The 13,396-nt window shown below is 72.2% G+C and carries 12 protein-coding genes; 6 read left to right on the top strand and 6 right to left on the bottom strand.

What is annotated here, in order from left to right; translation table 11 throughout:
- Window positions 1–8 precede the first annotated feature (8 nt).
- Window positions 9–863 carry a bifunctional methylenetetrahydrofolate dehydrogenase/methenyltetrahydrofolate cyclohydrolase gene (locus tag SSQG_RS24210; RefSeq protein ID WP_003992469.1) on the bottom strand — a complete coding sequence of 285 codons (855 nt, stop codon included), beginning with the start codon at window positions 861–863 and terminating at the stop codon, window positions 9–11.
- Between the two features lie 280 nt (window positions 864–1,143).
- Here SSQG_RS24210 and SSQG_RS24205 point away from each other — a divergent pair, with 280 nt between their 5' ends.
- The 4 genes from SSQG_RS24205 (at window position 1,144) to SSQG_RS24190 (ending at window position 4,897) form a co-directional block, all read left to right on the top strand.
- Complete coding sequence (locus SSQG_RS24205) at window positions 1,144–1,737, top strand: hypothetical protein (protein ID WP_003992468.1); 594 nt, start codon at window positions 1,144–1,146, stop codon at window positions 1,735–1,737.
- 131 nt (window positions 1,738–1,868) lie between these two features.
- Window positions 1,869–2,615, top strand: a complete 747-nt coding sequence (locus tag SSQG_RS24200; protein ID WP_003992467.1) for an FHA domain-containing protein — start codon at window positions 1,869–1,871, stop codon at window positions 2,613–2,615.
- On the top strand, window positions 2,612–4,174 hold the full coding sequence (locus SSQG_RS24195) for a protein kinase domain-containing protein (protein WP_003992466.1): 1,563 nt from the start codon (window positions 2,612–2,614) through the stop codon (window positions 4,172–4,174). Before SSQG_RS24200 ends, SSQG_RS24195 begins: the two co-directional genes overlap by 4 nt.
- Before the next feature lie 129 nt (window positions 4,175–4,303).
- On the top strand, window positions 4,304–4,897 hold the full coding sequence (locus SSQG_RS24190; protein WP_003992465.1) for an ALF repeat-containing protein: 594 nt from the start codon (window positions 4,304–4,306) through the stop codon (window positions 4,895–4,897).
- Window positions 4,898–4,991: 94 nt separating this feature from the next.
- On the opposite strand, the gene purH is transcribed toward SSQG_RS24190, so the two are convergent.
- Both purH and purN read right to left on the bottom strand, forming a co-directional pair.
- Window positions 4,992–6,554, bottom strand: coding sequence for a bifunctional phosphoribosylaminoimidazolecarboxamide formyltransferase/IMP cyclohydrolase (purH, locus tag SSQG_RS24185; protein WP_003992464.1), 1,563 nt, complete (start codon window positions 6,552–6,554; stop codon window positions 4,992–4,994).
- Window positions 6,551–7,189, bottom strand: coding sequence for a phosphoribosylglycinamide formyltransferase (gene purN / locus SSQG_RS24180; protein WP_039933522.1), 639 nt, complete (start codon window positions 7,187–7,189; stop codon window positions 6,551–6,553). Before purN ends, purH begins: the two co-directional genes overlap by 4 nt.
- 324 nt (window positions 7,190–7,513) lie before the next feature.
- On the opposite strand from purN, the gene SSQG_RS24175 reads away from it, so the two are divergent.
- Window positions 7,514–8,317 carry a hypothetical protein gene (locus SSQG_RS24175; protein ID WP_003992462.1) on the top strand — a complete coding sequence of 268 codons (804 nt, stop codon included), beginning with the start codon at window positions 7,514–7,516 and terminating at the stop codon, window positions 8,315–8,317.
- Window positions 8,318–8,333: 16 nt separating this feature from the next.
- On the opposite strand, the gene SSQG_RS24170 is transcribed toward SSQG_RS24175, so the two are convergent.
- On the bottom strand, window positions 8,334–10,013 hold the full coding sequence (locus SSQG_RS24170) for a DUF6350 family protein (protein WP_003992461.1): 1,680 nt from the start codon (window positions 10,011–10,013) through the stop codon (window positions 8,334–8,336).
- 96 nt (window positions 10,014–10,109) lie between these two features.
- Between SSQG_RS24170 and SSQG_RS24165 the strand changes: the two genes are divergently transcribed.
- Window positions 10,110–11,228 (top strand): helix-turn-helix domain-containing protein, encoded by a 1,119-nt coding sequence (locus SSQG_RS24165; RefSeq protein WP_039933521.1) that lies wholly within the window; start codon window positions 10,110–10,112, stop codon window positions 11,226–11,228.
- Between the two features lie 72 nt (window positions 11,229–11,300).
- Here the strand turns inward: SSQG_RS24165 and sucD are convergent, their stop codons facing one another.
- Window positions 11,301–12,185, bottom strand: a complete 885-nt coding sequence (sucD, locus tag SSQG_RS24160) for a succinate--CoA ligase subunit alpha (protein ID WP_003992459.1) — start codon at window positions 12,183–12,185, stop codon at window positions 11,301–11,303.
- A gap of 21 nt (window positions 12,186–12,206) precedes the next feature.
- Complete coding sequence (gene sucC, locus SSQG_RS24155; RefSeq protein WP_003992458.1) at window positions 12,207–13,388, bottom strand: ADP-forming succinate--CoA ligase subunit beta; 1,182 nt, start codon at window positions 13,386–13,388, stop codon at window positions 12,207–12,209.
- Window positions 13,389–13,396: the final 8 nt, after the last annotated feature.

The raw sequence follows: 13,396 nt of genomic DNA, 5'->3' as shown, positions 1-13,396 counted from the left end.
CGCCCCGCTCAGCCGACACTGCGCTCCGCCGCCTCGACCACGTTGACGAGCAGCTGGGCGCGGGTCATCGGGCCGACCCCGCCGGGGTTCGGGGAGATCCAGGCCGCGACCTCGGCCACGTCGGGGTGGACGTCACCCACGATCTTGCCCTCGGCGCTGCGGGAGACGCCGACGTCGAGGACGGCCGCGCCCGGCTTCACGTCCTCCGCGCGGATCAGATGGGCGGAACCGGCCGCGGCGACGATGATGTCCGCGCGCTTGAGGTGCGCCGACAGGTCACGCGTGCCGGTGTGGCACTGGGTCACCGTCGCGTTCTCGCTGCGCCGCGTCAGCAGCAGCGGCATCGGCCGGCCGATGGTCACACCACGGCCGACCACCACGACCTCGGCACCCTTGATCTCCACGCCGTAGCGGCGGAGCAGGGTGAGGACGCCGTTGGGGGTGCAGGGCAGCGGCGCCGGCTCGTTGAGGACCAGCCGGCCGAGGTTCATCGGGTGCAGGCCGTCCGCGTCCTTGTCCGGGTCCATCAGTTCGAGGACGCGGTTCTCGTCGATGCCCTTGGGCAGCGGCAGTTGCACGATGTAACCCGTGCACTCCGGGTCCTCGTTCAGCTCGCGCACGACCGCCTCGATCTCCTCCTGCGTGGCGGTGCCGGGCAGCTCCCTCTGAATGGAGGCGATGCCGACCTGCGCGCAGTCGCGGTGCTTGCCGGCGACGTACTTCTGGCTGCCGGGGTCGTCCCCGACGAGGATCGTGCCGAGGCCGGGCGTGACGCCCTTCTCCTTCAGCGCCGCCACGCGGGCGGTCAGATCGGACTTGATCGCGGCTGCGGTGGCCTTGCCATCGAGAATCTGGGCGGTCATGGCCCCATCCTCGCGGATGACCCCGCCACGGTTCCAATCCGGCCGCAATCCGGGCACCAGGGTGTCCGTCCTCACGTATCCACCCAAGATCAGTGATGTTGCACTTGCACAACACATCGGGAATGCGGCTGGACAAGCCCGTCAGTGGTGCAGAACGATGACATGACAAGTGCCGCGGGCAGTTCAACGGGGGGACGGTCGCAAACTTAAGAACTCTCCTCCGTGCGGATGCCCCGCGTCGTCCCCGCACTAGAGAAAACCCAACGGAGGAAAGTTCGCCATGAGCTACGGCGACCCGAACAACCCCTACGGCGCGCCCCAGGGCCAGCAGCCGCCGCAGCAGCAGCAGCAGCCGGGCTACGGCTACCCGCAGCAGCAGGGACAGGCGCCCGGTTACGGCTACCCGCAGGCCCCGCCGGTCTCCCCCTACGGGGCCGGCCCCGCCGCCCCGACCACGATGCCCGGCTCGGTTGGTGCGGCCCGCGTGATGATGTGGGTCATCGTCGGCCTGCAGGTCATCGGCGTGGTGCTCTTCGCCTTCGCCGCCGTGGCCCTCAACGCCGCGAAGGACGACGAGTCCCTCCAGGACAACACCGCCTTCCAGGACCTGGTCGGCCAGTCGACCGGTGTGCTGTGGGGCTACGTGGTGTTCGGCGTGGCCTGGCTGGTGTTCGCGGCCGTCCTGGCGACGAAGTTCAAGAGCGGCGGCAACGGCGCCCGGGTCACCATCCTGGTCTTCGCCATCATCACGGCCGTCCTCGGCCTCTACCCGTTCGTCATCGTCGGCCTGGTGCACACGATCCTGGCCATCCTGGTCGCGGTGTTCGTCGGCAACGCGAACGGCAAGGCCTGGTTCAACCGCCCCAAGTACTGAACCGACCGGGCGAGCGGACCAGTTCACGCCAATCACACCCAAGGGCCGTGTCTCACCCGTACGAGGGGGGCACGGCCCTGGTGCGTCGCCCTAGTCTGACGTCCGTAGCTGTCAGGCACGGGGAGAGCACCTTGTACAGCATCATCGTGGTACCTCCGCCGACCACGGAGGACGAACCGAACCGCCGCCAGATCAGACTCGCGCCCGGCGAACGCCTCACTTTCGGCCGGTCCGCGCACGACAACGACCTCCACATCACCCACGACGGTGTCTCCCGACGGGCCGGCGAGATCACCGCGCACGGCGCCTTCTGGATCCTCAGCAACCTCAGCCGCGAACAGACCTACGTGGTGGAGAACCCGGAGGGCGCGGGCGAACACGTCAAGGTGGCGCCCGGCCGGCTGGACGCGCCGATCCCCTTCGAGTTCTCGCGGATCGTGCTGCCCGCCGCCGGTGACCTGCTGACGCTCCAGGTGTGGGCGCCGCGCCACGACTACCTCAGCGGCACGGGCGGCCTCGACGGCAGCACCACCGCACCGGCCTTCTCGCTCGACCGCAGCAAGCGCTACTTCGCGGTCCTGGCGGCCCTGTGCGAACCCCGCCTGCGCGGCACCCCGCACGCCCCGGTGCCGACCGTCGACCAGGTCGCCGACCGGCTGCGCGCCGCCTGGCCGGCCGCGTCCCGTACGTCGGTGCAGTGGAACATCGACTACCTCGCCGTGAAGCTTCGCCTCAAACCCGGCCCGGAGAGCGCGGACCCGGGCCCGCGGCTGAACGGCAAGAAGGAGTCCCTGGTCTCCCTGGCGCTCCGCTTCGACCTGGTCCGCGAGGACGACCTGGCCGTGCTGGCCGCCCCGCCGGGCAGGGTGGCCCGGTGACCGAGCCCTACGCCCTGCCCGTGCCGAAGGGCTACAGGGTCGGCGTCTGGGAGGTGCGCGAACCCCTCGCGACCGGCGCGTTCGGCAGTGTGTACGCGGCCCGGCGCATCGGGGGGAGCACGGAGCTGCCCCCGACGGCCGCCCTGAAGTTCCTGCCCACCGGCACGGCCACGCCACGCCGGCTCAGCCACCTGCGGGACCTGATCGAGCGGGAGGTCGAGCTGTACCGGCGGCTGAGACATCCGCGCTTGGTGCGGATGTACGAGACGCTGACGGTCGACGACCCGGACCGCCCGGAGCTGGACGGCGCCACCGTCCTCGTCCTGGAGCGGGCCGAGGGCTCCCTGTCCGCCCTGCTCGCCGCGACGCCCCGGCCCGAGGCGGGCCCCGCGCTGCTCGCGCAGATCTGCGAGGGCCTGGCCCAGCTGCACGACGCCGGGTGGGTGCACGGCGACCTGAAGCCGGCCAACGTGCTGCTGATGGCCGACGGTTCGGTCCGCCTCGCCGACTTCAACATGGCGGCCGAACTGGAGGGCACCCACGCCTACACACCGGCCTTCTCCACGCCCGACTACACCCCGCCCGAGCTCCTGTGGACCGAGATCGGTGAACGAGGCCGCCGCATCCGCCCGTCGGCCGACGTGTGGGCCTTCGGCGTCCTCGCCCACCTGGTCCTCACGGACACCTTCCCGCTGCCCGGCGCCACCCCGACCGCCCGCCGCGACGCGGCCGCCGCCTACGCCCGCGGCACCGACGAACTGCGCCTGTCGCCCGAACTCCCCGACGAGTGGCGGCAGATCGCGTCCGCCTGCCTGACCCGCACCCACGAGGACCGCATCACCGGCGACGCCCTGCTGCGCCGCGTCCGGGCGGCTGCCGCCGGCGTCGCTCACCGCCCCTTCCGGCTGCCCCTTGCGCGCCCGGCCCGCCACCGCCTCCGCCGTACTCTGGCCGCGGTGGGCGCGGCGTGCGCCGCCACCGCCCTCGCCGCCCTCGCCTACGGCATCAGCGTCTGGGCCGACGGCACCCACGGCGGCAGCGGCTCCGGCGCGACCGCGGACGTCTCCGCCGCCGACTACGGCGCCTCCGAGCTGCGCACCGACCGGGGCATCCCGCCCGCCTACCGTCTGCTGATCGTGGAGACGGCGCACGACTGCGGCCGGCGGGAGGTCACTCCGGTCCTGATCGCCGCCATGCTGAAGGTGGAGAGCGACTTCGACCCGGACCTCTCCGACCCCGCCAACGACGAGTACGGCATCGCCCGCTGGACCCCGCGCGTCCTGCGTTGGTGGATGAACGAGGACGGCACACCCGGCGAGACCGTCCCGCAGCCCCCGTTCCCGCCCGCCGAGTCCATCCCGGCGATGGGCCGCTACCTGTGCTGGATCGCCCCGCGCCTGGAACCCGAGGCACGCGGTGACCGCCGGGTGCTGATCGCCGCCGCATACCGGACGTCGTACAAGACGGTGAACAAGGCGGGTGGCGTTCCCCCGCGGACCCGCGCGTACGCCGACCGCCTCGCGCGCTACCTCAAGGAGTACACGGTTCCCGGAGGCTGAGCGGCGGTGGTCGGAAAACGCGCTGCTCCGCGCGGCGGGAGATGTGAGGATGTCCGCACCCCCGGCCCGGGCATCCGCCCCACGCCGCCGGGATCGCCGAACTCCTCCTACCTGAAGGCAGGTTCACATATGAGACGCACCGCCGGTGCCCTGATAGTCGCCGCCGCCCTGACGCCGGCCCTCCTCCTCGCCACACCGGCCGTCGCCGCCGGCCCGGCCTCCTCGGCCCCCGCGGTGACGGCCGCCGCGGTGACGGACGGCACGCCGGTGGACGAGATGTCGGAGGACGATCTCCGTGTCGCGATCGCCCGCATCCTGGCCGACCCGGACTCCGGCCGGGGCGTCAAGCGGGAGGCCAACAAGGCCCTCGACGGCACCGTGGAGGACATGCGCGCCTTCCTGAAGACGGGCTACCGCCTCGCCCAGGCCGAGGACGACCGCGTCGCCATCGTCCGCATCCTCGCCGACCCGGACTCCGGCCGGGGCGTCAAGCGGGAGGCCAACAAGGCCCTCGACGCGAACACCCCGGAGGCCCTGCGCGCCTTCCTGGAGACCGGCTACCGCCTCGCCCAGGCCGAGGACGACCGCGTCGCCATCGCCCGCATCCTGGCCGACCCGACGATCAGCGACGCGCTCCGCGCGGCCGCCGAGGAGGCCATCGACGGCACTCCGGAGGAACTGCGGTACTTCCTGGAGGTCGGGCGCTACGAGGTCGACGGCTGAGACGGCTGAGCCGTACGGAGCGGGCCGGCCGTGTCGCCGGCCCGCTTCCGCCGTCAGGGGACGTCGTCAGAGGAACGCCGTCAGGGAAGCGCCGTCAGTGGAAGAAGTGGCGCGTCCCGGTGAAGTACATCGTGACGCCGGCCTTCCGCGCGGCCTCGACGACCAGTTCGTCGCGGACCGATCCGCCGGGCTGGACCACGGCCTTCACACCGGCCTCGGTGAGGATCTCCAGGCCGTCGGGGAAGGGGAAGAAGGCGTCGGAGGCCGCGTAGGAGCCCCGCGCACGCTCGGCGCCCGCCCGCTCCACCGCCAGCTTGGCGGAGTCGACGCGGTTGACCTGACCCATACCGACACCCACCGAGGCACCGTCCTTGGCGAGCAGGATCGCGTTGGACTTGACGGCCCGGCAGGCCTTCCACGCGAAGGCCAGCTCGCTCAGCTCCTCGGCGCTCAGCGCCTCTCCGGTCGCCAGCGTCCAGTTGGCCGGGTCGTCGCCGTCGGCCTGGAGCCGGTCGGTCACCTGGAGCAGCGCGCCGCCGTCGATGGGCTTGACCTCGACGGGCGCCGAAGGCCCCTCGGGGCAGCGCAGCACACGGATGTTCTTCTTCTTGGTGAGGGCCTCCAGCGCGCCGTCCTCGTAGTCCGGCGCGACGATGACCTCGGTGAAGATCTCCGCGACCTGCTCGGCCATCTCCTTGCTGACCGGGCGGTTGACGGCGATCACGCCGCCGAACGCCGACAGCGGGTCACAGGCGTGGGCCTTGCGGTGCGCCTCGGCGACGTCCGAACCGACCGCGATACCGCAGGGGTTGGCGTGCTTGATGATCGCGACGGCTGGCTCGGTGTGGTCGTACGCGGCACGGCGGGCGGCGTCCGTGTCCGTGTAGTTGTTGTACGACATCTCCTTGCCGTGCAGCTGCTCGGCCTCGGCGAGGCCGCCGGTGCCCGAGACGTACAGGGCCGCGGGCTGGTGCGGGTTCTCGCCGTAGCGCAGGGTGTGCTCGCGCTCCCAGGTGGCGCCGAGGAAGTCGGGGAACTCCGACTCGTCCACGGGCGCGTAGGAGGAGGCGAACCAGGAGGCGACGGCGACGTCGTAGGCGGCCGTGTGCTGGAAGGCCTCGGCGGCGAGCCGCTTGCGGGTGGAGAGGTCGAAGCCGCCGCTCCGCGCGGCCTCCAGCACGTCGGCGTACCGGGCCGGGCTGGTGACGATCGCGACCGACGGGTGGTTCTTGGCGGCGGCCCGGACCATCGACGGACCGCCGATGTCGATCTGCTCCACGCACTCGTCGGGCGAGGCACCGGAGGCGACGGTCTCGCGGAACGGGTAGAGGTTGACGACGACGAGGTCGAACGGCTCGACACCCAGCTCGGCCAGCTGCCGCTGGTGGTCCTCCAGGCGCAGGTCGGCGAGGATGCCCGCGTGGACCCGGGGGTGCAGGGTCTTGACGCGGCCGTCCAGGCACTCGGGGAAGCCGGTGAGCTCCTCGACCTTGGTGACGGGGACGCCGGCAGCGGCGATCTTCGCGGCGGTGGAGCCGGTGGAGACGAGCTCGACCCCGGCCTCGTCGAGCCCGCGCGCGAGCTCCTCAAGACCGGTCTTGTCGTAGACGCTGACGAGCGCCCGGCGAAGGGGCCGCTTGTTGCTCTCGGCGGTCACTGGATAACTACCTTTCGTCCCTCAATGCGATAGCCGTTGCGGGCGATCCGCCCCACGACCTCGACGAGCAGCCTTCGCTCGACTTCCTTGATGCGCTCGTGCAGAGCGCTCTCGTCGTCCTCGTCCCGGACCTCCACCACGCCCTGCGCGATGATCGGGCCGGTGTCGACGCCGTCGTCGACGAAGTGGACGGTGCAGCCGGTGACCTTGGCGCCGTACGCGAGCGCGTCCCGCACGCCGTGGGCTCCCGCAAAACTGGGCAGCAGGGCGGGGTGGGTGTTGACGAACCGCCCGCCGAACCGCGCGAGGAACTCCTTGCCGACGATCTTCATGAACCCGGCGGAGACGACGAGGTCGGGTTCATGGGCGGCGACGGCCTCGGCGAGGGCGGCGTCCCACTCCTCGCGGCCTTCGTAGTCCTTGACCCTCCGCACGAAGGTCGGCAGTCCGGCGCGCTCGGCGCGGGCCAGTCCCTCGATGCCCTCGCGGTCGGCGCCGACGGCCACGATCTCGGCCCCGTACGCCTGCGCGCCGACGGCGGTGATCTCATCGAGGAGCGCCTGCAGGTTGGTGCCGGATCCGGAGACCAGCACGACGAGGCGCTTGGCGCGCGGGGCCACGGGCTTGGCGGCCACGGTGGGGGCCTTTCTCGGGGGAGCGTCTGTCCGGGCGGCCGACGCTTGACGTGGGGCGTGGCGTTTGTACATTCATACGAATGCTTCGCGCCCCCGGATACGGGGAAGCCTACGAACCGGTCGACCGTCAGCAACGATACCGGCACTCCGGACGGCCCCCACGGGACGGGGGCGCGGCCGGAAGGTAGCGTCTGGGCGGAGCCGGTTCGGGAACGTCGTCCGGATGTGGTGCGTTCAGAAGGTGACGGACCCGGACGACACCTTTCAGTCCCGTTCACTCGCCTGTCCCTCGCTCCTACTCACCAACGGGAAGACGCTCACTTGATGCCGGACCGCAGCCTGCGACTCCTCACGTATCCCCCGCTGTCCGCACAGGGAGGGAAGCGCGGCGCCGTGCTGCTGCGGGAGCGCCCCAGCTCGCCGCCCGACGCGCCTTCCGGCGGTGACCGCGGGGACGGGCGGGGGCGCGGCTCCCAGGAGGACAACCCGTTCGCCCCGCCGCCCGAGGGCACCCCGGACCGGCCCTGGCAGCCGCGACACCCGTCGGGCGACGACTCCCAGGACGGTGCGGGGCAAGACGGCTCCCGAGGTGACGGCGCGGGCGGCCGCTCCCCGTGGGGCGGTCAGTGGAGCGACCGGCAGCCCGGCCGCTCCTCCGGCGGCTTCGGCGAGCGCCCGCGCGGCGGCCCCGAGGGGCAGGGCGGTCCGCAGGGAGGCTCGAACCCGCGCTGGGACCCGACGGATCCCGCCCAGCGCCGCGCGCGCTACGCCCTGCTGTCGGGCATGTGGGCCTTCTTCTTCGCCCTGTTCAGCTGGCCGTACGTGGCGCTGCTGCTCGGTGCGCTCGCCCTCTACTGGGGCATCAGCTCCCTGCGCGCCAAGCCCCGCAGGCCCGACCCGGACTCCCCCGCCCCCGAGCAGCACGGCCGTCCGCAGACGACGGCGGCGGTGAGCGGCCTGGTCACGGCGTCTCTGGCCATCGCCCTGGTCGCCGCGACCTTCACGGCCCAGCTGGTCTACAGCGACTACTACACCTGTACGAACGACGCCCTCACCAACGAGGCCAAGCAGTCCTGCACGCATCTGCTGCCGGACGAGCTGCGGGGGCTGCTGGGGACGAACGACTGACGGGTCTCCGCCGCCCTCAGAGACTGTCCCGCTCGGGGGCGTCGTCCGGCGCGGGCAGGAAGCCGTACGACTTGGGGCCCGGGTCGGCCGGCAGGAAGTCGTACGGTTCGAAGTCGGTGTCGTCCCGCGCGTAGGGCTCTTCTTGTCGGGAGTCCGAGGTTCGCTGTGCCGTGCCGCCGCCCGGCAGCGGGGTACCGCCCGCGGGGGTTCCGGTGCGTTCGAACCGGTCCCGGCCGTGGCGTGAGCGCTCGCGGGGTCGACCGCTCCGCTGGGCGCCGCTCGCAGGCCTCCCGTCCCGTCCCCCGGCCGTTGCCGACCCCTCCGTCCGGGGCGCCCGGCACCGCCAGGCCCGTACTCCGAGTGCCGTCGGGACCGCCACCAGCACCAGCCAGGCCAGCGCCGCCGCCCCGACCTGCCACCACACCGGCCCGAGGCGGGCCAGTACGGCGACCCCGAGCGGCCCGCCCGACAGCGCGGCGAGACCGGTGAGCACGGCCGCGCACAGCACCGCGGCCAGTCCGGCTGCCCGAGCGGTGCGCCACGGAGACCAGACGGCACCCCGTCCGCCGCCGGGCCGCGTCCCGCCGCGCTCCCCCGCGACCGCCCCCTTCGCCACGACCCGGCCGACGACCACCCCGGCGACCACCGGCACGACTCCGGCCACCCAGTGCACCGGCTGCCCCTCGCCCGCCTCCGGCACCGCCGCCAGCAGCGGAAACGGCGGCAGGAGCGGCGCCGGGGCGGAGGACAGCGGGCTGACGACGTGACCGGCGCCGAGGGCGAAGCCGGGGCCGAGGGCGTAGGCGGCACCCCACACCGCCGCGTTCGGCAGCAGGGCCGCGCACAGCAGCAGCACGGCGACCCGCCCCGACCACCCCTCCGTCAGCGCCAGCAGCGATCCCTGAGCCGTCGCACCGTGCCCCACCAGCGACACCGCCACCAGCATCACGCCGCCCCCGAGGAGCACCGCGAGCCCGGCCGCCACGGCCCGGGTGGCGACACCCGGGCGTCCGTCGGGGCCGACCACCAGCGGCCGTACGCCCGTCGGCAGCACGCCCAGCAGCCGCCGCAGCGGACCGCCCGGACGGCCGTACGCCGACCACACGCCCGTCCCCGCCGCCACGACGGCGACCAGCGGGACGCACACCCCCACCCACACCCACGACGGCCGCAGCGCACCGCCGGCGGCGTACAGGGCGGCGAGCGCGGCGACGGTGACGTACCCGAGGACGACACCCGTCCACGCCGTACGGGCGGGGACCGGCGGCGGCCCGGGGAGTACCTCGACGGCCTCGAACTCCTCGCCGAAGCGGTCGTCCGCATCCCCCCGCCCGCCGTCGGCAGTGTCCCGCGCCGCCCGGTGCAGCAGCCAGACCGGCAGCGCGAGCAGCAGCAGGGGCGGGATGCCCACGGGGGTGGCGGCGCCGGAGAGCGTGTCGGTGCGGACCAGCTCGGCCCCGTGCGCCAGCAGCCACAGCGCCGCCGCGACGTGCATCGCGCCGCCCGGCCCGCTGTCGGGATAGGGCGAGCTGATCCACAGCAGCAACACGAGCACCGCGAACGAGGCGAGCCCCAGGCCCGCCGCGACCGCACCACCCACGAGGGCGTCGACCAGTCCGGGCGAAGGGGCGCGCAATCGGGTGAGCAGGGGCGACGGCGAACGTCGGCGAGCGGTCATCTCGATCACGCCCGCCATGCTCCCAACGACACGCGCTTTCACGTCGTAACAGACGAACCACCGTTGTGTCGCCCAATATACGTTTATGTACTTTTCCGTACGGAGGGGCGCCCCGTGACGCAGAGCCCTGCCCTCCCGCTCCCCCCGCCCGACGAGCGCCGACGCCTGCGCGAGGCCGCCTCGTTGACACGGGCTCAGCTGGCTTCCCGGGTGGGCGTCACCAGCGAGACGGTGCGCGGGTGGGAGACCGGCCGCTCCACGCCGCGCGGCCGGAAAGGGAGGAGGTACGCGAGGCTGCTGAAGTCACTGGGCGCGGGAAAGGAACTGACGACCTCCCACATCTTTGCCGCCGGCGCTGACGGTCCGGCACGACGGCGTCGTGGCTGGGTCCGCGCCCGCGCCGTGGGCCCTCGGCGGTACGGCGACGCCGCCGACGCCCTGACTCCTGATCAGGCCTTCGACGCGCTGTACTCCTTCTGCGCCCCCGCGCTCGTCCGGCAGACCTACCTGCTGACGGGCCGCCGCGAGCTGGCCCGGGAGTCGGTCGAGCGTGCCTTTCACATCGCCTGGCAGCGGTGGCCCGAGGTGGCCCGCGATCGCGACCCGGCGGGGTGGGTGCGCGCGGTGGCGTACGACTGCGCCCTCTCCCCGTGGCATCGGTTCCGCCTCCGCCACCGGCACCCCGAACCACCGCCCCCCGACGCGTTCGACCGCGCGCTGATGGACACCCTGCTGAGACTCCCGCCCTCGTACCGCCGCACTCTGCTGCTGTACGACGGAGTCGGTCTCGGCCTGCCGGAGACCGCGGCGGAGACGGAGGCCAGCACCCGCGCGGCCACGAACCGGCTGGTGCACGCGCGTGAGGCGGTCGCCGAGCGACTGCCGGAACTGGCGGATCCGGAGGTGCTTCACTGGCGGCTCGTCGAACTGGCCTCCATCGAGCGGCTGCGGGCCGCCAAACCGCTGGTCGTGCGGCGCAGCGGGGAACGCCGGGCCCGCCTCTGGACCCGGGCCGCCATCGCCTTCACGGTGGCCCTGATCGGGACCACGGTGCTCACCGTGCGCACGGCCCCGGCCCGCTACGAGCCCCCGGTGCCGGCCGGGGAGACTGTTCAGGGCGTGCCCCCGCGGGTCGCGCCCGGGCCGCTGTCGGAGAAGGAGCAGAAGCTGCGGAAGAAGCTCCGCAAGGAGCAGCAGCGCGGGCCGGACCGGTTACTGCCGCAGCCGAGTTGACGGCGGACCGCGCAAACAGCGGTGGGCCCGTCCCCTTCGAGGGGACGGGCCCACCAGTGGTCAGGCAGTCGCTCAGCCGGCGAGGATCTCCCGCGCCAGCTTGGCCGTCTCGGTCGGCGTCTTGCCGACCTTGACGCCGGCGGCCTCGAGGGCCTCCTTCTTCGCCTGGGCGGTGCCGGAGGAGCCGGAGACGATGGCGCCGGCGTGGCCCATGGTCTTGCCCTCGGGCGCGGTGAAGCCCGCGACGTAGCCGACGACCGGCTTGGTCACGTTCTCCTTGATGAAGGCCGCGGCCCGCTCCTCGGCGTCGCCGCCGATCTCGCCGATCATGACGATCAGGTCGGTGTCGGGGTCGTCCTGGAAGGCCTTCAGCGCGTCGATGTGGGTGGTGCCGATGATCGGGTCACCGCCGATGCCGACGCAGGTGGAGAAGCCGATGTCACGCAGCTCGTACATCATCTGGTACGTCAGCGTGCCGGACTTCGAGACCAGACCGATGCGGCCCGGCTTGGTGATGTCGGCCGGGATGATGCCGGCGTTCGACTGACCGGGGGTGATCAGGCCGGGGCAGTTCGGACCCACGATGCGGGTCTTGTTGCCCTTCTTGCCGGCGTAGGCCCAGAAGGACGCCGTGTCGTGCACCGCGATGCCCTCGGTGATGACGACCGCCAGCGGGATCTCGGCGTCGATGGCCTCGACGACCGCGTCCTTGGTGAACTTCTCCGGGACGAAGATGACCGAGACGTCGGCGCCGGTCTTCTCGATGGCCTCCTTGACGGAGCCGAAGACGGGTACCTCGGTGCCGTCGAAGTCGACGCTGGTGCCCGCCTTGCGGGGGTTCACGCCACCGACGATGTTGGTGCCGGAAGCCAGCATGCGCTTGGTGTGCTTCTGGCCCTCGGAGCCGGTCATGCCCTGGACGATGACCTTGGATTCCTTGGTGAGGAAGATAGCCATGGTGTTGTGTGACCTCGTCCCTTACTTCGCGGCAGCAGCCAGCTCGGCGGCCTTGTCGGCCGCGCCGTCCATGGTGTCCACGCGCTGCACGAGCGGGTGGTTGCGGTCGTCCAGGATCTGACGGCCGAGCTCGGCGTTGTTGCCGTCGAGACGGACGACCAGGGGCTTGGTGACCTCCTCGCCCTTGCTCTCGAGGAGCTCCAGGGCCTGCACGATGCCGTTGGCGACGGCGTCGCAGGCGGTGATGCCGCCGAAGACGTTGACGAAGACGGACTTGACGTCCGGGTCGCCGAGGATGATCTCCAGGCCGTTCGCCATGACCTCGGCGGAGGCGCCGCCGCCGATGTCGAGGAAGTTGGCGGGCTTGACGTTCTTGTGGGCCTCACCGGCATACGCGACGACGTCCAGGGTGCTCATCACGAGACCCGCGCCGTTGCCGATGATGCCGACCTCGCCCTCGAGCTTCACGTAGTTCAGGCCCTTGGCCTTCGCTGCGGCCTCGAGCGGGTTGGCCGCCTCCTTGTCGTGGAGCTCCTCGTACTCGGGGTGGCGGAACTCGGCGTTCTCGTCGAGCGACACCTTGCCGTCGAGGGCGATGACGTCACCGGAGGCGACCTTCGCGAGCGGGTTGACCTCGACGAGGAGGGCGTCCGACTTGACGAAGGTGTCCCACAGCTTGATCAGGACGTCGGCGACCTTGTCCGCGACCTCGGCCGGGAACTTGGCGGCGGCCACGATCTCCTGGGCCTTGGCCTTGTCGACACCGTCGATGGCGTCGATGGCGATCTTGGCGACGGCCTCCGGGCGGGTGGCCGCCACCTCCTCGATCTCCATGCCGCCCTCGACGGAGGCGATGGAGAGGAAGGTGCGGTTGGCACGGTCCAGGAGGAAGGAGACGTAGTACTCCTCCAGGATCTCCGGAGCCGTCTCGGCGATCATCACCTTGTGGACCGTGTGGCCCTTGATGTCCATGCCGAGGATGTTGGTCGCATGCTCGACGGCCTCGTCGGTGGTGGCGGCGAGCTTCACGCCACCGGCCTTGCCACGGCCGCCGACCTTCACCTGGGCCTTGACGACGGACTTGCCACCGAGGCGCTCGGTGGCTGCGCGGGCCGCCTCAGGCGTGTCGATGACTTCACCGGCCAGCACCGGTACATCGTGCTTGGCGAAGAGGTCCCTCGCCTGGTACTCGAACAGGTCCACGCGCTTCC

Origin of the sequence: Streptomyces viridochromogenes DSM 40736 (assembly GCF_000158955.1) — a bacterium.
Classification (GTDB): Bacteria; Actinomycetota; Actinomycetes; order Streptomycetales; family Streptomycetaceae; genus Streptomyces; species Streptomyces venetus.
The sequence above is the reverse complement of the archived record's forward strand: the minus strand, read 5'-3'. Positions and strand labels throughout refer to the sequence as shown.

What these genes read in the sequence shown, in the direction of transcription:
- SSQG_RS24210 (WP_003992469.1), bottom strand. Translation starts at nt 863, where the DNA reads ATGACCGCCCAGATTCTCGATGGCAAGGCCACCGCAGCCGCGATCAAG.
- SSQG_RS24205 (WP_003992468.1), top strand. Translation starts at nt 1,144, where the DNA reads ATGAGCTACGGCGACCCGAACAACCCCTACGGCGCGCCCCAGGGCCAG.
- SSQG_RS24190 (WP_003992465.1), top strand. Translation starts at nt 4,304, where the DNA reads ATGAGACGCACCGCCGGTGCCCTGATAGTCGCCGCCGCCCTGACGCCG.
- SSQG_RS24175 (WP_003992462.1), top strand. Translation starts at nt 7,514, where the DNA reads ATGCCGGACCGCAGCCTGCGACTCCTCACGTATCCCCCGCTGTCCGCA.
- SSQG_RS24170 (WP_003992461.1), bottom strand. Translation starts at nt 10,013, where the DNA reads ATGGCGGGCGTGATCGAGATGACCGCTCGCCGACGTTCGCCGTCGCCC.
- sucD (WP_003992459.1), bottom strand. Translation starts at nt 12,185, where the DNA reads ATGGCTATCTTCCTCACCAAGGAATCCAAGGTCATCGTCCAGGGCATG.